The organism is Aquipluma nitroreducens (assembly GCF_009689585.1).
Lineage (GTDB): Bacteria > Bacteroidota > Bacteroidia > Bacteroidales > Prolixibacteraceae > Aquipluma > Aquipluma nitroreducens.
This window is the reverse complement of the sequence record NZ_AP018694.1, coordinates 5,369,056-5,395,303: the sequence shown is the minus strand read 5'-3', so window position 1 is coordinate 5,395,303 and position 26,248 is coordinate 5,369,056. Positions and strand designations below refer to the sequence as shown.

Annotated in this window: 22 protein-coding genes; 21 read left to right on the top strand and 1 reads right to left on the bottom strand. The window is 35.7% G+C overall.

Translation table 11 applies throughout. From position 1 onward, the window contains the following. Positions 1-23: 23 nt before the first annotated feature. Positions 24-1,190, bottom strand: coding sequence for a glycoside hydrolase family 5 protein (locus AQPE_RS22535; RefSeq protein ID WP_318348732.1), 1,167 nt, complete (start codon positions 1,188-1,190; stop codon positions 24-26). Positions 1,191-1,404: 214 nt separating this feature from the next. Here AQPE_RS22535 and AQPE_RS22530 point away from each other — a divergent pair, with 214 nt between their 5' ends. The 21 genes from AQPE_RS22530 to AQPE_RS22430 all read left to right on the top strand — a co-directional run bounded on the left by AQPE_RS22530 (position 1,405) and on the right by AQPE_RS22430 (position 26,241). Further along, positions 1,405-1,854 (top strand): YhcH/YjgK/YiaL family protein, encoded by a 450-nt coding sequence (locus tag AQPE_RS22530; protein WP_318348731.1) that lies wholly within the window; start codon positions 1,405-1,407, stop codon positions 1,852-1,854. A gap of 211 nt (positions 1,855-2,065) precedes the next feature. Beyond that, positions 2,066-3,034: an alpha/beta hydrolase gene (locus AQPE_RS22525; RefSeq protein ID WP_318348730.1), complete on the top strand. Its 969-nt coding sequence runs from the start codon at positions 2,066-2,068 to the stop codon at positions 3,032-3,034. After that, positions 3,031-3,873: an endonuclease/exonuclease/phosphatase family protein gene (locus AQPE_RS22520; RefSeq protein WP_318348729.1), complete on the top strand. Its 843-nt coding sequence runs from the start codon at positions 3,031-3,033 to the stop codon at positions 3,871-3,873. Before AQPE_RS22525 ends, AQPE_RS22520 begins: the two co-directional genes overlap by 4 nt. 44 nt (positions 3,874-3,917) lie before the next feature. Next, a complete protein-coding gene (locus tag AQPE_RS22515; RefSeq protein WP_318348728.1) occupies positions 3,918-4,973 on the top strand; it encodes an NAD(P)/FAD-dependent oxidoreductase in 1,056 nt (351 codons plus the stop codon). Positions 4,974-5,216: 243 nt separating this feature from the next. Further along, on the top strand, positions 5,217-5,924 hold the full coding sequence (locus AQPE_RS22510; RefSeq protein ID WP_318348727.1) for a 4Fe-4S dicluster domain-containing protein: 708 nt from the start codon (positions 5,217-5,219) through the stop codon (positions 5,922-5,924). Next, positions 5,924-6,988: a heterodisulfide reductase-related iron-sulfur binding cluster gene (locus AQPE_RS22505; RefSeq protein ID WP_318348726.1), complete on the top strand. Its 1,065-nt coding sequence runs from the start codon at positions 5,924-5,926 to the stop codon at positions 6,986-6,988. The genes AQPE_RS22510 and AQPE_RS22505 overlap by 1 nt, the downstream gene beginning before the upstream one ends. Before the next feature lie 89 nt (positions 6,989-7,077). After that, on the top strand, positions 7,078-8,103 hold the full coding sequence (locus AQPE_RS22500; RefSeq protein WP_318348725.1) for an FAD-dependent oxidoreductase: 1,026 nt from the start codon (positions 7,078-7,080) through the stop codon (positions 8,101-8,103). Then, positions 8,103-8,447 carry a 4Fe-4S dicluster domain-containing protein gene (locus tag AQPE_RS22495; protein WP_318348724.1) on the top strand — a complete coding sequence of 115 codons (345 nt, stop codon included), beginning with the start codon at positions 8,103-8,105 and terminating at the stop codon, positions 8,445-8,447. Before AQPE_RS22500 ends, AQPE_RS22495 begins: the two co-directional genes overlap by 1 nt. Before the next feature lie 240 nt (positions 8,448-8,687). Further along, positions 8,688-10,295, top strand: a complete 1,608-nt coding sequence (locus tag AQPE_RS22490) for a (Fe-S)-binding protein (RefSeq protein ID WP_318348723.1) — start codon at positions 8,688-8,690, stop codon at positions 10,293-10,295. 646 nt (positions 10,296-10,941) lie between these two features. After that, the gene (locus tag AQPE_RS22485; RefSeq protein WP_300103610.1) at positions 10,942-11,208 is read left to right on the top strand and encodes a transposase; all 267 of its coding nucleotides are present in this window, start codon (positions 10,942-10,944) and stop codon (positions 11,206-11,208) included. Between the two features lie 312 nt (positions 11,209-11,520). Next, positions 11,521-12,057 carry a UpxY family transcription antiterminator gene (locus tag AQPE_RS22480; protein WP_318348722.1) on the top strand — a complete coding sequence of 179 codons (537 nt, stop codon included), beginning with the start codon at positions 11,521-11,523 and terminating at the stop codon, positions 12,055-12,057. Positions 12,058-12,249: 192 nt separating this feature from the next. Then, the gene (locus AQPE_RS22475) at positions 12,250-13,650 is read left to right on the top strand and encodes a sugar transferase (RefSeq protein WP_318348721.1); all 1,401 of its coding nucleotides are present in this window, start codon (positions 12,250-12,252) and stop codon (positions 13,648-13,650) included. A gap of 190 nt (positions 13,651-13,840) precedes the next feature. Continuing rightward, positions 13,841-14,653: a polysaccharide biosynthesis/export family protein gene (locus AQPE_RS22470; protein ID WP_318348720.1), complete on the top strand. Its 813-nt coding sequence runs from the start codon at positions 13,841-13,843 to the stop codon at positions 14,651-14,653. Between the two features lie 135 nt (positions 14,654-14,788). Beyond that, positions 14,789-17,191: a GumC family protein gene (locus AQPE_RS22465; protein ID WP_318348719.1), complete on the top strand. Its 2,403-nt coding sequence runs from the start codon at positions 14,789-14,791 to the stop codon at positions 17,189-17,191. A gap of 90 nt (positions 17,192-17,281) precedes the next feature. Beyond that, a complete protein-coding gene (locus AQPE_RS22460) occupies positions 17,282-17,692 on the top strand; it encodes a BT0820 family HAD-type phosphatase (protein ID WP_318348718.1) in 411 nt (136 codons plus the stop codon). Positions 17,693-17,902: 210 nt separating this feature from the next. Further along, positions 17,903-19,213, top strand: coding sequence for a nucleotide sugar dehydrogenase (locus tag AQPE_RS22455; protein WP_318348717.1), 1,311 nt, complete (start codon positions 17,903-17,905; stop codon positions 19,211-19,213). Positions 19,214-19,301: 88 nt separating this feature from the next. Beyond that, the gene (locus AQPE_RS22450; RefSeq protein ID WP_318348716.1) at positions 19,302-20,669 is read left to right on the top strand and encodes a lipopolysaccharide biosynthesis protein; all 1,368 of its coding nucleotides are present in this window, start codon (positions 19,302-19,304) and stop codon (positions 20,667-20,669) included. Between the two features lie 147 nt (positions 20,670-20,816). Then, positions 20,817-22,043 (top strand): hypothetical protein, encoded by a 1,227-nt coding sequence (locus AQPE_RS22445; protein ID WP_318348715.1) that lies wholly within the window; start codon positions 20,817-20,819, stop codon positions 22,041-22,043. 301 nt (positions 22,044-22,344) lie between these two features. Next, on the top strand, positions 22,345-23,433 hold the full coding sequence (locus AQPE_RS22440; RefSeq protein ID WP_318347135.1) for an IS4 family transposase: 1,089 nt from the start codon (positions 22,345-22,347) through the stop codon (positions 23,431-23,433). Positions 23,434-23,809: 376 nt separating this feature from the next. Continuing rightward, positions 23,810-24,976 (top strand): IS4 family transposase, encoded by a 1,167-nt coding sequence (locus AQPE_RS22435; RefSeq protein ID WP_318348714.1) that lies wholly within the window; start codon positions 23,810-23,812, stop codon positions 24,974-24,976. Positions 24,977-25,221: 245 nt separating this feature from the next. After that, the gene (locus tag AQPE_RS22430; RefSeq protein WP_318348713.1) at positions 25,222-26,241 is read left to right on the top strand and encodes a glycosyltransferase family protein; all 1,020 of its coding nucleotides are present in this window, start codon (positions 25,222-25,224) and stop codon (positions 26,239-26,241) included. Positions 26,242-26,248: the final 7 nt, after the last annotated feature.

The window sequence follows — 26,248 nt, the reverse complement described above, 5'->3', positions numbered from 1 at the left end:
ACCGCCTTGCAGCGGTTTCTTTATTAATGTTTCCTAAGTAAATCAAGCATTTTTCGATCTAGTTTATGTCCATACCAATCTTCGTATTGAACATCTTTTCTACCTGAATCCAAAACGCCAAAATCGCCTCTGAAATTCCAAAGCGCATAACCGATCTGATTTTCTGTTAAAACATCCAACACATCGCCAAACCAAGCGAGAAAAACATCATGTGGCGTCTCCCGCCAGCAACCGCATTCGCCGCAATGAACACCAACCCCCTGTTTCACGAGATCAATCCAAGGTTGATACAGTTCTTCCAGATTTTTTCGGCTAAACGATTTACCATCAATAACTCCCGGCCAAACAGGCATGGGAGCGTCATCCGGATTTTTAAATACCCATGGCGCCCGGTAATGCGACACGTAATGGGGAAAATATCCACGACAACTTTGGGCAATATTCAGATCAGTAATTTCAGGAATTATTGAAGCGCCAACGTCATTTCCATCAGCAATAACCAGATGATCAGGATTTGATTTACGGATTGCCTGCGATGCAGCCAAAGCAACTTTTCGATACACGGCTCCCGGAATTGTTGTACGCGAACCAAACTGATCGTTCATGTTTTCGCGCCAACTTGGTTCATTGACCAAATCGAAACTGATTTTTTTTGATGAAACATTCATAAACCTGTTACCCCACATTTCCCAGTGAAAACAGAATGCATCCAAGGCTTCCTGATCTTTCCATAAATTGTATGGTTCATTAAATCCGGCGTTTACACAATATCCTGGTGCCCGATGAAGATTAATACTTACATGCAAACCAGCCTGCTGTGCCTGAAAAACCAACTCCTGAATTTCGTCCACTACTTTCTCATTGATGTTCAAAACATCCGATGGAGTAACATACTTTTGGCTGTCAAAGATGATGTAGCGTGGATAAGCCATTGGCAACCGGACAAAATCGAAACCCCAGTCGGCCATCCATTTCAGATCTTCTTTGGTTGTTTTTGACTGTGTTTCGCCTTTTGGAGGGAAAGCCCCAAAATAATCAAGCAGATTAAATCCCCGCCAACGTGGAATAGAATTTTGTACAGAAGGAACCAGAGATGATCCGAATGCCAGGTTTCCGGACAATGCAGTAGCAATAGCTGCAACACCCGTTGTCTTTATAAAAATACGTCTGTTAAAGTCTTTGTTTTCCATAGGTTCGATGGATTTAGTTTAGTTGTAATTTATTTCAGCTAAGTTATTGTATTTAGCAAAACTTACTGAAAGAATAAAGCTCAAATTGAATCGGCAATCATCGAATTGTTTAATCACCGAATTGACAAATTAAAATTTCAAAATGTATATTTGCACGACCAATTGCAATCGATTGTCATTGGATACATTCATACAATACACTTAAAAATACCCTATGATACTTGATAAACTTGAAAATGCTGAGCTCTATTCCTGCATCAGCGAAAACCTAAAAAAAGGGTTCGATTTTCTGAAAAATACAAATCTTTCGGCGCTGGAAATCGGGAAATATGAAATTGATGGCAAAAATGTATTTGCCCTGGTTAGCGAATACGACAGCAAAGCTCCTCAGGATTGCCGTTTGGAAGCACATCAGGTTTATGCCGACATTCAGTACATTGTTTCAGGGAGGGAAGCCATTGGTTTTGCTCCATTGAACAGACAAACAGTAACCGCAGAATACCTTCCGGAGAAAGATATTGTCTTCTTTTCAGGAGAAACCACCCAAATGATTGTTGAAGCAGGAATGTTTGCTGTATTTTACCCGCAGGATGTTCACCGCCCATGTATGCAGATTGACGGTCCGGAGAAGGTAAAGAAAGTGGTTGTGAAAGTGAAAATCTAAATAGAAAATAGTCATTAGTCAACAGAAAAGTCATTTTCCCTTTTCTAATGACTAATGACTGTATTCTGTAGAAACATGAATAGCACTTTTCACAAATAAATGCAATTTGCCCATTCTCGGTGGTTCTACTTGTAATTATTGACATATCAATGGTTTTTTATCTACATTTAGGCTGTTTTTCAACAATAACCTAAACAACAAACTGCCAATCATGAACAATCTAATATTCTTCCTGAAAATCACAATTCCGCTCTTTTTTTTAAGCCTTAATATTTTTGCTCAGGAGCGTTACAAAGAAGAGATTACTGACTCTGCGCGGGTTGAAACGTTTACGTATGCATTTAAAGACGGTAAATCGCTCGATATGGATGTCTATTCTCCTGCCTTCGATAATCAAACTCAAAGACCTTTAATCTTTTATGTGCACGGTGGTGGTTTTTCCGGTGGAACACGCAACGAGCCAGGGATTCAGGCATTTTGCAAAAAACTGGCCCGGCATGGATATGTGGTTTCATCGATTTCGTACCGGTTAACACGCGCTGGAAAAGAAAGCGGCTTTGGATGCGACTGTCCGGCTGTTGACAAGCGAAATACCTTTAACGACGCAGTGGAAGATCTTCAGGGTGCAACCTTTTTCATGATTCAGCAGCGCGATAAAATGGGAATCGATCCGCAAAAAATAATTCTTTCAGGAAGCAGTGCGGGTGCAGAAACCGTGCTGAACACAGCCTATCAGCCACCATACTGCTATGGTCTGGATAGTGGCCCAGTTTCGTATGCCGGCGTTATTTCGATGGCAGGCGCGATTCCAGATACTTCACGGATTTTTAAGGAATCAGCAATTCCATCACTTCTTTTTCACGGAACCTGCGATAACTTGGTTCCTTATGCTACAGCGCCACATCGGCACTGCAAAGAAGACCAGCCCGGGTACCTCATTTTGCACGGTTCGTACACCATAGCCGAAAAACTTAAAAAACTCGGAACGCCATACTGGCTTTACACCTATTGCAATGCTTCGCATGAGATTGCAGGTAAACCCATGTCTGACAATTTGAATGAGATTATCGATTTTTGCTATTCCTACATCGTCAACAAAGGAACCGAGCAAAAAACGACAATAATAAAAGCCAACAATAAAACGTGTGAATACCAATCTTTTAATTTTTGTTCTGAATGAAACGCTTCTTTTTTATCATTTTAGTTTTCGTTAGTAACCTTACAATCGCGCAAAATGTCCGAGTTATTACGTACAATATTCGCTTTAATAATCCGGATGATGGGATAAATGCATGGCCTAACCGGAGTAAGGATGTAGTTGCTTTACTTGACTTCCATAAAGCTGACGTTTTTGGTTTGCAAGAAGCTTTAATTAGTCAGATTGAAGACATTAAAAAGCAGTTACCCAATATGAACTGGGTTGGTGTTGGCCGCGATGATGGTAAAAAAGCAGGTGAATTCTCTCCTCTTTTCTACAATTCAAAGAAATTTAAAGCGCTTAAAAGCGGTTGGTTCTGGCTATCGCAAACACCTGAAAAGCCGGGACTGGGATGGGATGCTGCCTGCAATCGGGTGTGTACCTGGCTTTTGCTCGAAACCGACAAAAAAGATCGGCAATTTATGGTATTCAATACCCATTTCGATCATCAGGGAGTTAAAGCCAGAACTGAGTCTGCTAAACTAATTTTACGAAAAATTAAAGAGTTAAATTCTTCAAAACTACCCGTAATCTTAACCGGAGATTTCAATCTGACTCCTGAACAAGAACCCATTGCCGTAATTACCAAAGAACTTCACGATTCACGTACGGTTACAAAAGAAGCACCCTACGGACCTAATGGAACATTCAACGGGTTTCAATTTAATAGTCCGCTTAACGAACGTATCGATTATGTCTTTGTAAACGATTTGGTCGAAGTTAAGCAGTACGGTGTATTAACCGATTCGAAAGAACTAAGGTATCCATCCGACCATTTACCTGTTTTTGTGAATCTGGAGCTGAAAAAGGCGAAGAAGTAATCCTTTTCCTGAACAATTCGGACTTTTGTTTGCTTTTTGTTTCAATGAAAGCAGATTTTATCATTGTTGGGCAGGGGCTTGCAGGAACATTGTTGGCCTATGAATTATTCAGGCAGAACAAAACGGTTGTAGTCTTTAACGATCCCAATCAACTCAAATCATCTGACGTTGCGGCAGGAATAATCAACCCCGTTGTTTTCCGGAGAATGACTAAAAGCTGGTTGGTTGATGATGCCTTTCCTCAAATGGAATCGACTTATCGGGAACTGGAAGAGATACTACACGAGCAACTCTATTATCCGGGTCAAATGCTTAAGATTTTAGGCGAAGATGAATTCATTTTCTGGAAGGAGAAGGCCTTCGCCAATCATCTGGAGAATTATCTGGAAGCAGTACCAGTTCTAAATTTAAAAGATCAGGAATTATTAAATGCTTTCAGTTTCGGTTGCGTTAACAAATCTGGACGACTTGACATCCAAAAACTTATTTCAACTTTCTCAGGATTATTAGCACAGCAAAATTTGATCAGGAATGAAAAGCTAGATTACGAAAAGCTGATATTATTAGCCGACTCCATTACTTATGATAATATTATTGCTCAAAAGATCATTTTCTGTGAAGGGTCAGCTGCTGCGTTTAATCCATTTTTCAAAAATCTGAAATTTAAACACTCGAAAGGCGAAGTTCTGGAACTCAAAATCCGGAGATTGAAACTGAACGAAATCATCAGCGATGAAGTATTTGTGGCGCCAATCTGGAACAACAAATACAAAGTTGGTGCAACTTATACCTGGGACAAATTAAACGTTGAAACAACAGATTCAGCCCGCAAGGAATTGCTTGACAAACTACAAAACATCAGTTCTGCACCTTTCGAAGTATTGAGTCAAAAGGCTGGAATTCGCCCAACAATGCACGACCGAAAACCAGTAATCGGCTTGCTTCCGGAAAACCCACAAATAGGAATTTTTAACGGATTGGGTTCAAAAGGCGTTCTGCTTGGTCCCTATTTCGCCAAACAATTTGCAAATTATTTAGTTGGAAATTCAAATTACATTCATCCAGAAGCCAATATTGAAAGATACTTTAAGCGCAAATAAACAACCTGTTTGACAATACTTTCTAGGCGCTCACAAAAAACTCAGGCTAATTTCATTTTTCCAACGATTGGTGCGGTAAAAATTCGAACATCAATAATCACCTCGAGATTAATTTCAGAATTAGCTTCCATTGACTTTATCAAATAAGAATACGCACAAACACCTACACCAAATACAGTTTTAGACTGAACTGTCTTAAAGTTTGAAAAACTAACTTCGTCTTGTTATTACCCAAAAACCAAAATGGAACTTTACCAGGAACTTACAAAAGATGTTCGGTTTGTGGAAGGCCTGAAATCCTGCATGAATTGTGGTGTTTGCACGGCTATTTGCCCAGCTGCCGAATTTTACGACTACGACCCCAGAATAATTGCCGGCATTGTACAATCAAAGGATGAAAAACGGATTGAAGAACTTCTGAAAAGTGAGACCATCTGGTATTGTGGCGAATGTATGTCGTGTAAAACCCGCTGTCCACGGGGAAACACCCCAGGAATGATTATCATGGCTCTGCGCAGTTTATCTCAGGAATTGGGGTACTTTACCGAATCGGAAAAAGGTCGCCAGCAGTTGGCGATCAAGCGTGTAGTTGGCGAAAACATTATATCCAAAGGTTATTGCGTCCTTCCCGAAAACCTTATTCCTGAAATGCACCCCGAACAAGGACCTGTTGGGGAATGGATTTATGACAATAAAGAAGAAGTTTATGAACGCGTTGGAGCTAATTACAATGGTGATGGCGAGGGTGCTTTACGTAAAATTCCACAGGAATCGATGGACGAAATTTACCGGATCTTCGAAATAACAGGTGGTATTGACCGTTTCGAAAAAATTGAATATTTCTCGAAACTTAAAGCTAAAAACATGGGATTTACCGAAAATGAGGACAATTATGCAGACTATGTAAGCCACATTTTCACTACCAACAACGGCAAACATAACCGACAATAATGAAACGAGAAGGCAAAATACAAGTATGGCAGGACTATCAAAAGGAAATTGCCGATGATCATTACTTCTACGTACGAAGTTGCATACGTCAAAACTTTTTCCCTGGCTCAGAACAAACGCTTCTAAAGATTCTGCGCAAGGAACTGAATAAAGACATTTACGAAAATCCGCACCACACCAGTTGCTCCGGAATCGGCTATCATTCGGATATTGTTCCGTTCGATACCATTCAAACTATCGTTGCACGGCAATTTGCGCTCATGACCGAAGCCGGATACCAGAACCTGGCAGTATCGTGCATTACCTCATTTGGTATTTACAACGAAATCATTGAAACTTGGAAAGAGTTTCCTGCTGAACTTAAGAAAGTACGCACCTTCCTGAAAAAGGCTACCGGACGCGAATTTGAGATACCTCAAAATGTGGCTCATGCCAGCGATATTATATACAAATTCAGGAATGAAATAGCTACAATTGGGAAAAACCGGCTTATCAATAGGAAGACAGGTAAACCGTTGAAAATTGTGGAACACATTGGTTGTCATTATTCAAAGATGTTTCCTTCTAAAGGAGTTGGTGGCGCAGAATTCCCTCATGTATTGGTCGGAATGATCGAATCCTGGGGCGGCGAAGTGGTTGACTATCCTGAACGTCGGCATTGCTGCGGATTTGGCTTCAGGCAATACCTGGTGATGTCGAACCGTGGATACTCAGTTTCCAACTCAAGAAAGAAATTTGAATCGATGGAACCGTATAAACCTGATGCAATTCTGTGCAACTGCCCTGGTTGTCCAATGTTTCTCGATCGGTGGCAGTATGTCATTGAAGAAATGGAAGGTAAAACATACGGAGACAATGGACGGGGAATTCCGGTTCTAACCTATGAAGAAATGGCAGGCCTGGTACTTGGGTACGATCCGTGGGACATGGGAATGCAGATGCACCAAACCAATGTAGAGCCATTATTGGATAAAATGGGAATTCATTACGACATTGATTTAAAGTATGCCGGGAAAGACGGAAAACTGATCGGAAAACCAACGATGGTGGGTTGTGGATGCTGAAAATACATGACTTGAAGATCGGATCAATAAATTGAAAACCCGAACACAAAGACACGAAATGACTATTGAATGACTTTTAAGCTTAGCATGTGAAACACATTGTAATTATAGGTGGCGGAATTGCCGGAATTGAAACAGCTTGTGCCCTGACTGATGCTGGACATTGGGTTACTGTAATCGAAAAAGAAGAAAAGGTTGGCGGAAAACTGAACAACTGGTCATACCTTTTCCCAGACTTTACTCCCGCTGATAAGATATTGGGTGCTCTTTTGGAAAAACACAGTGAAAAAGATTTTTCAATTTTAAACCAGACAGAAGTCCGCTCTATTCATCGCCAAAATAGCAAGTTCAACATCGAAACTTCAGGTAATCAAAAGTTAGAAGCAGATGCAGTAGTTGTCGCTACCGGCTACGAACTTTTTGATGCCTCCCGAAAGGAAGAATACGGGTACAAAATATATGATCATGTAATCACTTCGGCCGATCTGGAAAAATTACTATTACCTGACGGAGACCTTTCAGTAGCTGCCGGCCAAAATCCGAAACGGATTGCATTTGTGCATTGTGTGGGGTCGCGTGATGAAAAATCGGGCAATCATTATTGCTCCAAGGTGTGCTGCATTACTGGTGTTAAACAAGCAATAGAACTTAAAAAGCGGTTGCCTGAAGCTGAGATTTATTGTTTCTACATGGATTTGCGCATGTACGGGAAAAACTTTGAAGAACTTTACCGCGATGCACAAGAAAAGTACGACATCCAGTTCATCCGTGGGCGTTTGTCTGAAGCGTCAGAAAAAATCGATAAAAGTTTGCTGATCAAATCAGAAGATACGCTTTCAGGCAGGCCACTCAAAATGAATGTTGATTTGCTGGTTCTGCTTGTGGGCATGGAAGCCGGAAAAGGAACCGCAAAAGCTGCGACTACCTGTAGCATCGGCTGCGAAGAGTCAGGTTTTCTGAAAACTACCGACTCATTTCTGAAATCCAATTTTTCAGAGCAAGAAGGAATATTTTTGGCAGGTAGCTGCACCGCCCCCATGTCGGTAAACGATACCATTTTACATGCCAGATCGGCAGCTATGGAAGTAAACAATTGGCTAAAAAAGAATAATTAATGAAAGATTTTGGCTTTTCTGTGATCAAACAGCGAACAATCGACTACGATCAGTTTGACGGCCGTCTTCTGAATGAGGTTTTAGAAATTGAACCATCCTTCAAGGTATGCCTGTCGTGTGGTGGATGCACCGCCACTTGCAGCGCTGCTGATTTGGTCAGTTTCAATGTACGGCGAATGAACTTGTTGTTGCGTCGTGGCGAAACGGTAGAGCTCGAATCTGAGATCCAAAAATGTATGCTCTGTGGTAAGTGCATGTTGGTTTGCCCTCGCGGAATCAACCTCCGCAATGTTATCATGCTCATAAAAAAGAGTATACTGAAATATAAACCCGTCAATTCGTAGAATCATATGAAATTTCCTCCATCTTTCATATTACCATTTACAATCGGGCTTTTGTTTATTTCCTGCTTCCTTATCATTATTGTAGGTATTTGGATTTCCGAACTTTCAAAAATCGACAAAAGCCGTATTGTCCATAATATTTTCACTCGAAAAAGTTTACTTGCAATTCGCGAAACATTCTCAGAATCACTACTCCACCGAAAAATATTCAGAAAAAATCCAGTTTTGGGTTATATGCATATGAGCCTGGCATTTGGATGGTTCCTGCTAATTGTTGTTGGTCATATCGAAGCCTGCATTCATTATCAAACCTTCAATGTTCCGGCATACAAAGCAATTTTCATGCGCTACTTTATGACCCAGCCTGCTATCACACTTTCAGGGAAAATACTGGCTGCATGTATGGATTTACTGCTCTTGTTTGTGCTTTCAGGCGTCGCACTGGCCTACTATAAACGGTTGAATAGCCGGATGTTTGGAATGAAAAAAACTACGCAACTTAAAACGGGCGACCGCGTTGCTTTGACTGCCCTCTGGCTCATCTTCCCGCTTCGCTTTTTGGCCGAAAGCGTATCTGCCGGCATTCACCACAACGGAAGCATTATAAGTCAGCCAGCCGGACAATTACTTTCGTCAATTTTACCGGTTCAATCGCTGGAAATGCCATTATGGTGGGCCTATTCAGGAGCATTGGGCTTATTTTTCTTCGCGTTGCCTGTTTCGCGTTACATGCATATTCCGGTTGAGGTTGTCATGATTTTCCTCCGAAACTATGGCATTAAAGTTCAAAAGCGAATCGATGGCTATTCCCGAATCCAAATCTATTCGTGTTCGCGCTGCGGAATTTGTCTAGACAGTTGCCAAATGACTCATGCTGCCATTAAGGACACCCAATCAGTTTATGCGTTGAAGCACATCAGGAACAGAAAAATTACCGACGAAAAATTATTCAATTGTATGCTTTGCGGAAGGTGCCAACCCGACTGCCCTGTTGGATTGGAATTGAACAGCTTACGTATGACCCAACGCATTGAATCGACCAAAGAATACAATTCGTCGTACGAATACCTGAAGAATGGCAAAGTTGATGTTAGTCCGCAAACTGAAGTGATTTATTTTGCCGGATGTATGACTCATCTCACTCCAGCCATCATTAAATCGATGAAAGAAATCTTTGCGGTTGCCAGTGTAAAATACTGGTTTATGGACGAGGATAAAACAGCTTGCTGTGGTCGTCCATTGATGCAGATTGGACAATACAAAGCAGCCCAAAAACTGATCGATCATAACCGCGAGCGAATACTTGCTTCAGGAGCAAAAAAACTGGTAGTCTCCTGCCCTATTTGTTACAAGGTGTTTAAAGAAGATTATGCAATACCTGGAATAACTGTTCAGCATCACTCTGAATATTTGCTTAATTTAATGACCGACAAGCGTCTGCCGGTAAATAAGTTGCCACTTCGGGTGATTTATCACGATCCCTGTGAACTTGGTCGTGGTAGTGGCATCTATCACCAACCAAGATTGTTGCTTGACGAATATACCGAAGTAATTCCAATTAAGAATGAAAAAGAAGCAGCCTTCTGCTGTGGTGGAAGTCTGGCCAACATCAAAATTAAAATGACTGAGCGCAGCCAAATTCGGAATAAGGCTTTGGACGAATACCGAAATTACAACCCAGATATACTAGTAACTGCTTGCCCGCTGTGCAAAAAAACATTCGCCCAAAGTCCTAACTTGCCCGTTCACGATATCGCAGAAATCGTATGCATGTCAATAACAAAAAGTTTAGACTTTTCGAATGAAACGGCCTTAGATTTTAGTTTGAAAGATGTAGCAATTAAATAGCAATTAAAAATATACGACGAATAATTCTTTACATCATTATGAATTTATTCAAATGGAATTGCAAACCATATTTATTCAGTAAATTGAACATTTATAGACTGATAAAAGATATTGTAAATCAAACAAGATATATTCAGCACAATCGTGTGAAACAATAAAATCTCATGTGCGATAATAAAATTTATTTTTTTTTTGAAATAAAAGCTTTATAATTGTATGGAAAATTCTAAAATTTGTAATTAAGAGAATGAATTTAGAAAATGATGAACATTTCTATCTCTTCGTTGTTTTAGAGTTTTTAGATTAAAAATACATCTCCCAAAAGTAGTGTTATATCGCAAAAAATGTGGATAACAGTAGGTTTTCCTATATTTTTCAATTAAATTTTACCGATAAAAATATCATCCTTTGCAAGTTTTTTGAATTTGATATTTTATTTATACGATAATCACCATTAGATCATACTTGCAACAATTCCATCTACTCTACCTATAATTAGAATTTATTCTAATATCTCCTGAATTAGTTGCCTGAAGCTCAACTTCGCATTACAATACAGAATTCGAAGTTATACCACACTTGTTCAGCAACAGGGTAATTTGTCTAAGCACGATTAATTAATTATTAACTAAATATTCAGCAAACTATGACAAAAAAGAGATTTGCAGAATCACAGATTTATCGTATTCTACAAGAAAATGAAAATGGAACTACAATTCCAGCGCTTATTAAAAAATATGGAATAAGCCAAGCTACAATCTACAACTGGAGAGTAAAATATGGGGGTATGAATATATCTGAAATCCATAGACTAAATGAACTGGAGGAAGAGAATGACAGATTAAAAAGAATGTTTGCTGATTTAAGTCTTGAGAACCTAATCCTAAAAGGCAAATTAGAAAAATCAAAATAATCATGATTTTTGTAAATTAGAATTTTCTAATAAAAATATTTCAACAGTATTTTTATGTTTTATCAAATAACAAATAAATTTGAAGAAAAATTTATTTTACTTCATAGAATTCTTGTAACTCCATATTTATAAAGACTTAAAGATAAAATCTAAATCAGAAATGGTGTCGGAAAATACGTATTGATTCTTAAGTTTTTCTAGCTTAATTTTATAACATTAAAGAAATTTCAAAGTTGCACACAACACTAATTAGAATTAATTAGAAATTATTCTAGTTAAATTAGAATTAATAATGTTATAAACGTTACCATTTTGGAAAAACTTAACTACCATTGGTATGCCATATATACCAAAGCAAACGGAGAAAAAAGGCTTTTTGACCATTTGCAGGTAAAAAACATCGAATGTTATTTACCAACAAGAAAGGTATTAAAAACTTGGAGCGACCGTAAAAAATGGGTTGAAGAACCTTTATTTAAATGCTATATTTTCGTAAAGGTAAGTTTCAAAGAGTTCTTTAATGCCCTAAACACTCCAGGAGCTATTTGCTATATAAGTTTTGGTGGACGAGCGCAATCCATCCCAGAATTTCAAATTACAAATGTTAGAAACTTCCTTCATCAATGTGATCAAGAGGTTTCCCTAACTTATGAGCATATTCAAAAGGGTGCTATTGTTGAGGTCTTGAATGGATCATTAAAAGGTATAAAAGGTGAAGTTGCCAACATTTATGGACAAGTGAGACTTTTGATACGGGTTAACTCACTAAATTGTAGCCTTTATGCTAACATTTCCAGAGAAGACGTAAAATTAATTGAAGAAAATTCAGCTCAAAGATTCTCGTGTTGAGAATGTTAATCTGGAAAAAATGAAATTTATTTTTTTCATTTTAATTTACTAATTTAAAGTATACTCTTCATCAAAATTTGTTTGGCTACCTGACATGTTTTTTTTATTGTGCTATTTAAAGAATTGATAGAACGGCTAACAAATTTAATTGCAAAATCTTTTTCTTTCATTTTTACATAACAACAAAATACCATGCTTAAAGAAAGAGAACCAGTTCTTGAAAAATTAAATGTAGTTTTTCAGGTAATTTTGACCATTTTATGTTTTGATGGTGCAAAATGGTTGACACATGAGTTTTTTGTACCTGTACAAAGTGATCTAACGCAATATAAAACCTTACTTTTCATTATTGTTCCACTTTGGTTATTAATACTAAACCAGTCGAATTTAGGTAGAATTGGTCGTTTGAAGATGTATTCAGTATTATTTATCGAATACTTAACCTCGATAATTATTGGAAATGTTTTACTTTATGTCGCCATTGTTTTTTTAGATCTTAATGGAGTATCCAGATTAGTATTAGGTATTTTTGCCATATTAAATTTAATTGTATTATATTCTTATAAGTTCATTTTATCAGCAACAATGAAATACCTTCGGAGAGAAGGGTTAAATAGCAGATTAATTTTGATTATTGCAGATGAAGATTCAAGTTATTTTATTGACCGATTGGTTGAAACTAAAGATTGGGGATATCGGATATGGGCAATTATGACTGATGATGAAGTAATTAAATCTAAATATGGTCAGGAATTTCATATTATACCTTGTGTCAGTGATCTTTCTGAAGTAATTGACAACAAGTCAATTGATGAAGTATTCTACTGCAAAAGCTCATTAGAACAAAATGAAATTCAAAAGTATATCTATTCATGTGCAGAAGTCGGAGTTGTTTTTCGAATGCAATCGTTATTACTTAACTACATAAAGATGCAATCGACACTCTCATTTTTAAATCAAATGCCATTTTTAACCTTTCGAAATACACCCGATAATTATCTGGCGCTCAAATTTAAAGTACTGCTAGACTATATAATCTCCATTTCGGTTCTCATTATTTTATCACCAATCATTTTAATTATAGCATTTTTGATTAAGCTTGATGGAGGACCAGTCTTTTTTATGCAGAAAAGGATGGGTCTAAATGGGAGGCAGTTTTTTTGTTACAAATTTAGAACAATGGTTGTTAATGCGGAAAGCTTAAAGGAATCTCTGCAAGCACAAAATGAGCAGGAAGGTCCTGTTTTCAAGATAAAAAATGACCCGAGAGTAACTAAAATCGGTCAGTTTTTACGTAAAACATCTTTGGATGAATTACCGCAATTTATTAATGTTTTGAAAGGCGAAATGGCGGTAGTTGGTCCACGTCCACCAATTCCGTCTGAAGTAAAACAATACATACGATGGCAAAATAGGAGATTAAGTATGAAGCCTGGAATAACTTGTATCTGGCAGGTATCTGGAAGAAACAATATCCCATTTGATCAATGGATGAAGATGGATATGCAATACATCGACACATGGTCGTTAAAATTAGATTTAATTATTCTTTTAAAGACTGTTCGCGTTGTATTAACTGGGAATGGCCAATAACTGCAAAGTCCGAAAACAAATGCATTCTTGCTCTACTTATTAATTATTTAATGATCAGAATAAGATTCTGATACTGTTTCAGTATTTTATTCTATAATTGCATTTTAAGTGAGAATAAACGAAACATATAGAAAATCAATATTAAAAAAAAAACATACAAAACATCAATTTAACAACTAATACTTTATCAATGGGCTCAATACAATCAAAACTAAGTATCAAATATATTTCATCGCTCGTTCTAATTATTTTCATGACTACATTGTTCTCCTGCCGTAGTAGTAAGGATTTAATTTTTCTGAAAGATGTCACCAACAATGAAATTAATCGTGGTTTGCCAGCAGAATATATTTTGAAAACAGGAGATATTTTATATGTTAGTATCAAGTCCATGAATCCCGAAGTAAACCTACTGTACAATCCTGAATCAAACATGGAAACCAGTTATGGACAGGGGTATATGAAGTATACGACTCCTAGTGGAGCTTATCTTTATGGATTTGAAGTTGATCAGGAAGAAAACATTAAACTTCCCATGTTAGGAAAAATTAATGTATCAGGAATCCCGCTCTCACAAATTGAATCGGTGGTTCAAAAAAAAGCCGATGAATTTTTAAAGGACGCAATTGTTAAAGTGAAACTATTGAATTTTAAGATTACTGTTTCGGGGGAGGTCCGAAATCCTGGGGATTATTATAATTACAACAATTCAATTACCATTCTGGAAGCTTTGGCCTTAGCCAACGGAAATACTGATTTTGCCACTATAAAAAGTGTTATGGTTGTTCGAACTGTACCTGAAGGCAGAAAAACATATATGCTCGATTTGAGTTCAAAAAATGTGTATCTTTCAGATGCATTTTATCTGCAGCCAAACGATTTTGTAATTGTTCAACCTGACAAATACAAAAACTTTCAATTAAATAGTCAGGCCTATTCACTCGTTTTATCTTCGCTATCCGTGCTAATCGCAGTACTTGGATTTGTTATACCCAAATTATAATTATTTCATTGTTATAAGCGCATAAGTAATATCAATGAAAAAAAATTAAAGAAAACAAGAGAAAATAAATCAGGAAGCGCTTAAACAACCTTTGAAAATAATCATCAAGCATCTACTACAAAAACAATAACATAAATGAACGAAAATCTAACAAATTTCACTGAGAGTGGAAATCAAGAAGAAGAATTTGATATCAAAAAAATCATCTATCTGATGCGTCGTCAGTGGCATTGGCTTGCCCTTTTTGGCGCCTTAGGTCTAATACTTGCATTTGTATATACCAAAATAACGAAACCAAAATACCAGATCAGTACTTCAGTATTGGTTCCTGAAAAGTCGGACGCATTAAACATGAAAAGTATATTTCAGGGCGTTGTAGATTTGCCTAAAAACAACATTTATAATCAGTTAGAAATCATCAATTCATATTACAACATCAATCAAGCTCTTTTAAACCTGAACTGGAGAACAACTTGGTACTCCAAAGATTTGTTTGTCTGGAGAGATATATACAAACAAGAACCTTTTGATGTCCAAGAGGCTCAAAATTTTATTAATACAACGGGAATTGCGATATACATTACCCCTACTTCCGGTGACAATTACAACGTATCAGTAAATGGCAAGATTGAAAAAGGTCAACAAATTACAAATATTAAACAGGAGGGATCAGGAACTTTTGGCCAACCATTTGTAAACAAATACTTCAATTTTACATTATTAAAAAAGGCAAATAATTTCGAGACGATTTCAGGAAAATATTATTTTGTATTTAATGATTTAAATGATGCAACACTAGCCTATCAGAAAATGCTCAAGACAACTTTGAAAGATAAAAAGGGGGATATCATTGAATGCTCTATTGAAGGAGAAGATCCTTATCGACAAGGTGATTTTTTGAATGAAGTGATCAAAGTGTACATTGAAGGGAAAATGAATTTTCAAAGTGAAGCACAACGCCGCTCTCTTAATTTTATCAATACCCAATTAGAAGGCATTTCTGATTCTCTAAATACTGCAGGAACAAAGTTCAGCAATTTTCGGTCTCAAAATAACATCATCGATTTGGGTGCAGAGGGTAAATTAGTGATGGATAACCTAAAAGAAATTGAATCAGAACAGGCAAAAAGTAAAATGCAACTGGACTATTTTCAAAATTTACTTAAATATTTGAAAGATAATAGCGATCTCAAGGAAATAGTTTCTCCTTCAGTAGTTGGCATACAGGATGCTTCGCTCAATGCGTTGGTTCTTAAGTTGGGCGAGTTATACAACCGTCGTCAGGTACTTTCATTCAGCGCCAAGGAAAACAATCCTACTTTAATCATGATCGATAAAGAATTGAATCAAGTTCGTAATCAGTTAAATGAGAATCTCCGCAACCTGATCGATAATGCCACGGCAAATATCAACAGCCAAAAGGAAAGACAAGATAAAATCAGCTTTCAGATGAATAAGTTGCCTCAGAAAGAACAAAAAATGGTTAATATTCAACGTCAGTTTAACCTGACCAACGAGGTATATACCTTCATGTTGCAAAAACGGGCTGAAACAAACATTGCCTTGGCATCAACCATGCCCGACGTACAGGTGATTGACGTCGCACGCCCTGAAACAGCGAAACAAATTAGTCTTAATTCAAAAGTTATATTGGGTCTTGGATTTATTTTGGGCACTGGAATGCCTATCGCACTTCTCCTGCTTATTAATTTCTTTGATGATCGCATCAGAACCCAACTGGACTTGGAGAGAAACACCAGTATTCCGATTTTAGGTAATATCATGCATAGTCAGACCAAATCTGATTTAGTCGTTCATGAAAATCCAAAATCAAACATTGCAGAGTCTTTCCGCGCTTTACGTACTAATCTGCAGTTCATGTTATCAGAACCTATTGGGAAGGTGTTATCCATTCATTCGACCAACCCTGGTGAAGGGAAATCTTTCTCATCAGTCAATCTGGCAACCATCCTTGCCATGAATAATAAAAAAGTATTGATTATTGGCGCTGATATGCGTAAACCAAGATTGCATAAAATTTTTAATCTTCCAAACGAAAATGGTCTAAGTAATTACCTCATTGGAGTTAATTCGATTGATCAGATTATATTTCCTACAACAATTGAAAATCTTTCATTTTTACCGTCAGGGCCAATTCCTCCGAATCCTGCTGAAATATTGGGGAAACCTGAAATGAAAATTCTGATTGATTCACTTCGCTCCCGGTTTGATTACATCGTCATTGACAATGCTCCAACAGCAATGGTGACCGACGGTCATATCATAAGTCAATTATCAGACCTCAATGTGTTCATCCTTCGATATGGATTTTCACGCAAGCATGAGATCGAAATGATCAACCAATATGCCAACAAGAAGACCATCGAAAACATTACAATTGTTGTAAATGACATCAAGCCAAATGCATTCGGAAATGCCTATTACAAGTATTATCAATACGAAGCCGACCAAAGTAGTTATTATTCCGACGAGGAAGATGGGAAAAAGCATCGCAGAAAAAAGAAAGAAAAAGTTTAATCTGAACCTTCAACCATATAACCATCAAACCATTTATCAATTCAACCATTTGACTATTAAACCATTTAATCGTTCAGCCCCAATTACAACATGGACTTTAGAACATCCTTCCGGCGTTCATTAATCATTGCAGTCGATTTCGACGGCACCATTGTTGAGCATCGATATCCTTCCATCGGACGTACTCGTCCCTTGGCTTTCGAAACACTGAGTAAGCTTCAGGCAAAGGGTCACCGGTTAATTTTATGGAGCCATCGGGCTGGTCAAAAACTCGACGATGCTGTAACGTTTTGTCTTTCAAATGGTATTGATTTTTATGCGGTCAATAAAAATTTTCCCGAAGAAGTCTGGGACGAAAATGATAGTCGTAAGATTTTAGCTGATATTTATATCGACGACCGAAACTTAGGCGGGATACCTTCCTGGGAAGAAATTTTTAAAATGATTTGCCCGGAAGAAGAAATACCTCAAGAAATTGTTAAAAAATCATGGTGGAAATAAGGGATAACTTAACCTATTAATTTGTTAAGCTCCTAATGATGAAAAATCACTCCGAACTTGTTTCGGAATCAGTTATCTGAGAATAGATGGTGAAATAAATTCAGAATGACAATAATTATTCCAAGCTTAAAACAACACTAGTAAATTAACACCTAAGTATTTGAAAAAAGACACCCCATAAATCAATCAAATTATAATTCTTTAAACATTATGAATAACGCTTCATTACTTCTAGAAAAAATTGACAACAATACTGAAATCGTTGGAATAATCGGTTTAGGTTATGTCGGACTTCCGCTTGCGGTTAGCTTTGCTCAAGCCGGAGTGAATGTTATTGGATTCGATAAATCACAAGAAAAAGTTGAAAAAATCAATCGTGGAGACAATTACATCAAAGATATCCGGGACGCTGTTTTGCGAGAAGTGGTCGAAACCATTAAACTTCGCGCAACAACTGATTTCAAGAGAATTAAAGATTGCGATGCTCTGCTAATCTGTGTGCCTACACCTTTAGATCGATTTCGCAAACCTGACATGAGTTATATTGAAACAGCATGTATGGCAATTGGACAAAACATGAAGCCAGGTACTTTTATTAGTCTCGAAAGTACTACCTACCCCACCACGACTGAAGATTTCATGCTTCCTATAATTGAAAATGAATCAGGGTTGAAGCATGGACCTGATTTTTGGCTGGCCTATTCGCCTGAACGCGTAGATCCTGGCAATGAAAGTTTTCATACAAAAAATACACCTAAAGTATTAGGAGCCATCACAAAGGATGGTCTTGAAATTGGAGAGCGCATTTACTCTAAAGCTATTGATAAACTCCATTTGGTAAGCTCGCCCAAAGTTGCTGAAATGGTTAAAATATTAGAAAACACATACCGCTTGGTTAACATTAGTCTAATAAACGAACTAGCCCTTTTATCCAACAAAATGGGAATTGATATTTGGGAAGTGATTGAAGCTGCCAAAACAAAACCTTTTGGATTTCAGGCCTTCTATCCGGGACCAGGCATAGGCGGACACTGTATTCCACTTGATCCTTTTTATCTCGAACACATCGCAAAAAAATATGATTTCGATTTAAGCATGATACATGCAGCTGGACATATCAATATGCGCATGCCAAACTATATGTATATAAAAATCGCTACCGCTCTAAATAAACAAAAGAAACCAGTAAATGGAAGTAAAATTCTATTCCTTGGTGTTGCTTATAAACCCAATATCGATGACGCACGCGAATCACCGGCTCTGCAGATTATAGATCTCGTTATAAAAAAAGGTGGGGAAGTAAATTATCACGATCCGTATATTTCATCTGTCAAAACACCTAATGGCAATTTTTTCAGATCAGTTGAATTAACTGAAGAAACGATACGAAATGCCGATTGCATCGTAGTAGCAACCAATCACAATGAATTTAATCCTGAAATGATTATTAAAAATGCAAAACTTATAGTTGATTTAAGGAATGTAATCAGGAATGCATCAGATTCCACATTTAAACTCTGAAAATAAAAGATCTAACGATTAGGTATTGGTAGGATAAACAAAATAAATACGACTTGAATTGATAATTATTTTATAATTAACAATATACATGAATAGGTATATCCAGATCATTTTAAATTTTTTTACAAAAGGCCACGAACGAAGCATTAAAGCCAAGAAAAACATTTTGGCTTCGTTTTTAGTCAAAGGTTTAAGTATTGCAATAAGTTTAGTTTTAGTTCCTTTAACCATCAATTACATAAATCCATCCCGTTATGGTATTTGGCTAACCGTCAGCTCTATAGTGGGGTGGTTTGTTTTTTTTGATATTGGCTTAACACAAGGATTACGCAATAAATTTGCTGAAGCAAAAGCAAAAGACAATAATGAACTTGCCCAAATTTATGTAAGTACTACTTATGCAATACTGGCAATAATATTTTTTATTGTCTGGATTATTTTTTTAATTGTCAACCATTTTTTGAATTGGGCGAATATTTTGAATATTTCGGAAAGTATGCGGTCGGAGGTTTCAATTTTAGTAATAATTGTATTTACATATTTTTGTTTACAGTTTGTTTTAAAAATAATCTCGACACTATTTTTAGCAAATCAACAACCGGCAAAATCATCATTAATTGATGTTATAGGACAGCTTTTCTCTTTAATTTTTATTTTTATTCTGATAAAAACAACGGAAGGATCCTTAATAAATTTAGGAGTCGCGCTTTGTGCTTCACCTATCTTGGTTTTAGTTGGAGCAAATGTATTTTTTTTTAACGGTGAATTTAAAAAATACCGTCCCAGTTTCACAAAAATCAAATTCTCGTATGCTAAAGATCTTTTTAATTTAGGTCTGATATTTTTTGTAATCCAGATTGCAGGTATTATACAATTTCAAACAGCAAATATTATCATTGCGCGGAATTTTGGCACTGCTGATGTAACATCATATAATATTGTCTTAAAATATTTTGGCGTTTTAGATATGATATCAGTAATATTTTTAATGCCATTTTGGTCCGCATCTACTGAGGCCTATTTAAAAAACGATATTAAATGGATAAAAAATGCGGTAAAAAATTATAATCGATTAAATATCATTTGGGTTATAATTAGTTGTGTAATGTTCATCCTTTCGGAAAATGTATATCGTCTTTGGCTCGGAGAAGGGAAAGTAATTATTGGTTTCTATCTTTCATTTTGGGGATTCTTATTTATCAATGTAAAAATGTTTTATGGAAAATATGTTTATCTTTTAAATGGAATAAATGCATTAAGATTACAATTCTGGGCATGTTTAATAAGTCCACTAATATATATAGCAGTGGCGATTATGTTAATAACATATTTTAAAATGGGTGTTTATGCTCTTTTTGTTGCTTCCATCATAGCGAACTTTAATGGTTACTTTTTAGCGCCCTTACAATATCATATGGTGATTAATAAAAATAAAAAAGGGATTTGGATTAAATAATTAAAGTAGTTCAATTACAAAACATCCTAGGGAATCTGCCGAAAGATATCCCACCAAACAATATGTGATAACGAAAATTTTAAGAATTTGCAAATTGATTACATCTAATGTATTCGATAAAATTCCCTTAATATTAATATCTATTTGATGACAAAGCAACTTAAGGTATTGTTCGTGTTTTTATTAGTGCTTATTGCTTTTAATTTTTTTGAAGCACGATTTTTAAGTAAAAATATTAATATTTATTTTTGGTTCTTATATATTGCTTTTTCTATTGCATTATCTCTGCCTTTTATTTTTCGTAAACGTCAAGGCTTTGTATTACCAATACAGTTGATTTTTTTATCCATGCTGATTTCTATATTTATGGCATATATTTCATGGGGCCAAAGTATAATGAATAGTATTTTAGCAACAGTTCCTTATATGTTATGGATTTTCTTTTTTTATTTGTTAGAGATAAAAATTCCAATTAAAACTATCGAAAAGATCATTCTTATTTATGGGATAATATATATTATTCTTTATTTCTATCAATTCACCCATCCTGATCCAATACTTTTTGGATATGGTGATGAGTTTTCAGAAGAAGGCAGGGGGATAATAAGAATAAGATTTCCGGGAGGTGGGATATTCTATTTAGCTTCATTTATGGCAATAAACAAACTAACTACGCAAAAAGATAAAAGATGGTTGTGGTTTCTACTCTCAATTTTAGGTGTAGTTGTTTGTGTAATGCAGGTTAACCGGCAGGACATTTTCACATTATCACTACTATTTTTTTATCATCTGGTAAAAAATTTAGCTATTTTCAAAAAAATTATTGTTATTATTTCTTTTATAGGGTTGCTGTTTTTTTTAAAATTTTTATATAATTCAAACAACCCCATAGTTAATGGAATAGTTGAACAACAGAAAAGTGATATACAAGCGGGTGAGAATAATATTCGGGTTATAGAAGGCATCTACTTTCTTACAGAGTTTTCTCCAAACAATATCAGTAGAATATTTGGAAATGGTGTACCATACGCTTTAGAAACAGAATATGGTCTTTTTGTGGACAAATTAACCAATGAACAAGGGTTTTATTTTTCAGATGTTGGAATTATCGGAATGTACGCCATGTTTGGGATTTTATCAGTATTCGCATATATTCTTATTTGGATCAAAAGTTTCACGTTACCGATACCTAAAGAATTTAATTATGTAAAGTATTATTTGTGGTATCTTTTAATAACAAGTTTAACTTCTTATTACGTTTTTCATTCGCGATATTTAATTGCCACAGTTTTTGCCTTATATATTTATCAAACTATTTATGAAAAGGAGAAAAAAACACTAATTCTAAATCATCGGAGCACTGGAAATATATAATATGGGGGAAAATGAAATTATTATTTATTAGATCAAGAGATTAACGAAAAGTCACATGGTGGCTTCCAGTGTCCGAATTGAATTTATTCGTCGTTTGTTAAATTACTGGGATACGATAATGTAAAGGTGTATAATTTATGGCTAGATGGTAAAAATTCACTTTTTCATAAAATAATTAAGAGCTTAGTACATGACAAAAACATAAACAATTGATTATCAACAAAATAAGCATTAAAATATTTGCATAAAACCCTGAATATCATTATCTTACAAGGGATTACCACATCACTTAGTAAGAAATATGACACCCAGGGTAGATGCTAAAAGTAGTGAATTAGTTTCCATTTTCCATAAGCAATCAGGTTGGAATCTGGCACGAGTAAAGTTCTTTGTTTTCATGATCAGTGCACTATGTAAGGTGCAAACAGTTGGTTTTGAGAAGTTGGCTACAGCTTTTGACAGTAATGCCAGTACCAGTTCCTCTCTGAGGAGAATACAGCGGTTTATGTCTGAATATCTACTTGATACAGATTTGATCGCCAAATTAATATTCAGACTATTACCTCATGAACCACCTTTCCGTCTGGCAATGGATAGGACAAATTGGAAGTTTGGACAGCAGAATATCAATGTATTGGTAATTGCAGTTGTTTATCATGGAGTTGCTTTTCCGCTGTTGTTTAAGTTGTTGCCCAAGTTTGGTAATTCAAACACCAATGAACGCATTGAATTGATTGAACGGTTTATCCGTCTTTTTGGATCTGCTTCGTTGGATTGTTTGACCGCAGATCGGGAGTTTGTTGGAGAACGATGGATCAAGTATCTGAATGAGAACCGGATTCGTTACTATATCCGCATCCGCGAAAACTTTTGGGTTTTGCAACCTCACAATGGCAAACGAGTTAAAGCCAGTTGGCTGTTTGCCGATTTGCCGCTAAATGGTTGCCGAGTGAACCACCGTATTATTTATCTGAACGATCAACTGTGTTATCTGTCAGCCTCTAAAGTAAAGAACAAAGATGGAAAGCCTGAATTGCAGATTGTTATCTCATTCAACAAGCCAGAAGATGCACTTTGTATTTACAAAGAACGATGGCAGATTGAAACTGCTTTTAGAGCTTTAAAAACAAGTGGCTTTAATATTGAAGATACACACTTGACTGAGATTGGAAGAATTGAAAAACTGTTTGCATTGGTGATAGTAGCTTTTACATGGGCATACCTTGTCGGTGATTATTTGCACAGATACATCAAACCAATCCCGATCAAGAAACATGGAAACAAAACTAAAAGTCTATTCAAATATGGTCTAACATATATTGCAACTGTTCTTTTAAACGCTTTCTTTCAAGATGATATCGATATTTTTAAATTTTTGTCATGTACTTAGAATTAAGAGAGTAAATTATTTATTGGTATGTATTCGGAATTACCTCATGAAAAATTAAGAGAAATAATAAAGTTATCTTCAGAATTTGATTTGGGTTTTTAGATAGTTCATGTATTGGAATAATACCTATAATTAAAAAAAAATGGATATAATGGAAAGATAATAACTTTCTTTCATAATGTAGAATACAAAATACAACTTCAAAAAAGTAAAAAAATCCATTTTATTTATTGATGTTTTTTATTCTATAATTTCAGTCATTAGTGTCCATTAAAAATTAGAAATCGTTCTTTGAAAACATTGTATATCTATTAGTTGCGAGCTCCTTTCGTGCGTGACGATTTGAATTGGTAGTTTTACTCTAATCAAGAATAAAATGATGATTCAAGGCAAATATGTTTTCGCACAATTGATAGAATTTCTGCCAAGTAGGTTTTTTGACGGCATAGTTGAGAAGTACAAAGGCAACAGATATGTCAAGCATTTTACTTGCTGGAACCAACTTTTGGTGATGATCTTCGGACAACTTTCAAACCGGGACAGTCTCAGAGAACTGATCATTTCGTTGGATGCCCACAGTCAAAAAAGTTACCATCTTGGATTCGGTAAAAGTGTCACGCGAAGCAACCTTGCAAAGGCAAATGAATCACGTGACTATCGCATTTTTGAGGAACTTGCCTATTACCTGATCGGTAATGCCAGAAAAAAACTTTCGAACGATAATTTTGAAGTGAAGGGCAAAGTTTACGCCTTCGACTCAACAACTATCGATCTTTGCCTGAGCTTATTCTGGTGGGCTAATTTCCGCAAAACAAAAGGAGGCATCAAGATTCACACGCTTTACGATATCACCACTCAAATACCAGCATTTGTACACATTACTGATGCAAAAGTGCATGACGTGAAGGCGATGGACTTGATTCCCTACGAGAGCGGTGCCTATTACATTTTCGACCGTGGATATGTCGATTTTGAAAGACTTTACAGAATAACTCAACTTGGCTCTTACTTTGTAATCAGGTCAAAAAAGAACATGCAATTTGAATGCTCTGAATACAGGCCTGTCAATGCAAGTACGGGTGTTATGAGTGACCAGGTCGGTGTCCTTATCGGATTCTATACCTTAAAGCATTACCCGAAAAAGCTCAGAAAAGTGGTTTTTTACGATGCAGAAATGGACAGGACTTTCATCTTCCTTTCCAACAACCTCGAACTTCCACCCGAGCAAATTGCATTGCTTTATAAGAATCGTTGGCAGATCGAACTATTTTTCAAATGGATTAAACAACACCTCAAAATAAAGTCATTCTGGGGGACAACAGAGAATGCTGTTCGTATCCAGATTTACACGGCTATTATTACCTACTGTATGGTAGCAATAGTGTGCCATGACCTCAAACTTGATCATTCAACCTACGAGATTTTAACAGTTCTGGGAATATCCCTTCTTGATAAAACTCCTATAAAAGAGCTCTTTAGCAAAATAGATAACAACGATGTCAAAGAACTAAATTGTAACCAACTGTCCCTCAATTTATTTTAAGTGGACAGCAATGAATTTCAGTGATATTTATGCCTGTAAGTTTTCGAATATTGTTGTAGTTCCATTAACTCAAAAAATACAAATCAAGAGACATTCTATGCCCCAAAGGCAAGAAATGCAAAATATTTTTGACAGGAGTTAAACCAAATTGGCCGCTTTAAAATAACTTTTGTCTTATTGCCAGAATTAAAACCGGCACAAAATACCAATTTGGATTTTTAAGTAAAATAATTAAACCCATTTCTATGTCCAGAATCTATTTTTTCCCAAAATCCGATACAAAATTGAATCCTTTTGCTAATCCCTATACTTTTAATTTTGAGAAATCGTTATTGAAAAAACATACCATTGTCAATAGATCTACTAATAAAAATGGAATACTTGAATTTTTCAAATATTTGTTCAGCAGTGATATATTTCTGTTTAATTGGATTGAAAATACAACACGATATAGAAATGCGAAAATAAAGGTCATCATTTTTTTTCTTTTTTTATTATTAGCAAAAATTTTGAAAAAAAAAATAGTTTGGATATTACATAATAAGCGTCCTCATGATTTTAAAATTAATCACCTGACCAACTTCATGTACTGGTTATTGATGAAATATTCCGATTTAATCATTACACACTCCTTAAGTGGAATTGATTTTGCTAAAAGTAATTATTCAAAATATTCCATAAAGGTAAAATACCTGATACATCCTGTTCAGGAAATAATACCAGCCATTGCAGACTTACAAAAAAAATACGATATACTTATTTGGGGAGACATTCATCCATATAAAGGAATTGTTGAATTTTTAAAATATTTGAAAGATTCAAATAAATCTGAAATATTTAAAATATTAATAGTAGGCAAATGTGCAGACGATGAATATAAAAAAAACTTAAATCAATACTTGTCAGAATATATTATTCATTTGGATGATTCTTATGAACTTGGAGATATTTCCAGATTGGCAAATCAAGCAAGTTATATTTTATTTACTTATAAATCTGAATCTGTTTTAAGTTCCGGATCTTTAATGGATTCAATAAGAATGGGCTCAAATATAATTGGACCTAATATTGGTGCATTTAAAGACATAAGCTCTTACGGTTTTATACGGACCTATAATAATTATGACGAAATAATTAAAATTCTCAGAGATAAAAAATATGATATGAAATCTAATCACCTTAAAATTCAAAACTTTTGTTTTGAGAATAATTGGGATACTTTTATTGGTAAATTTAATAAAGAGCTAAATCGAATTTGTCAATAAAATATAG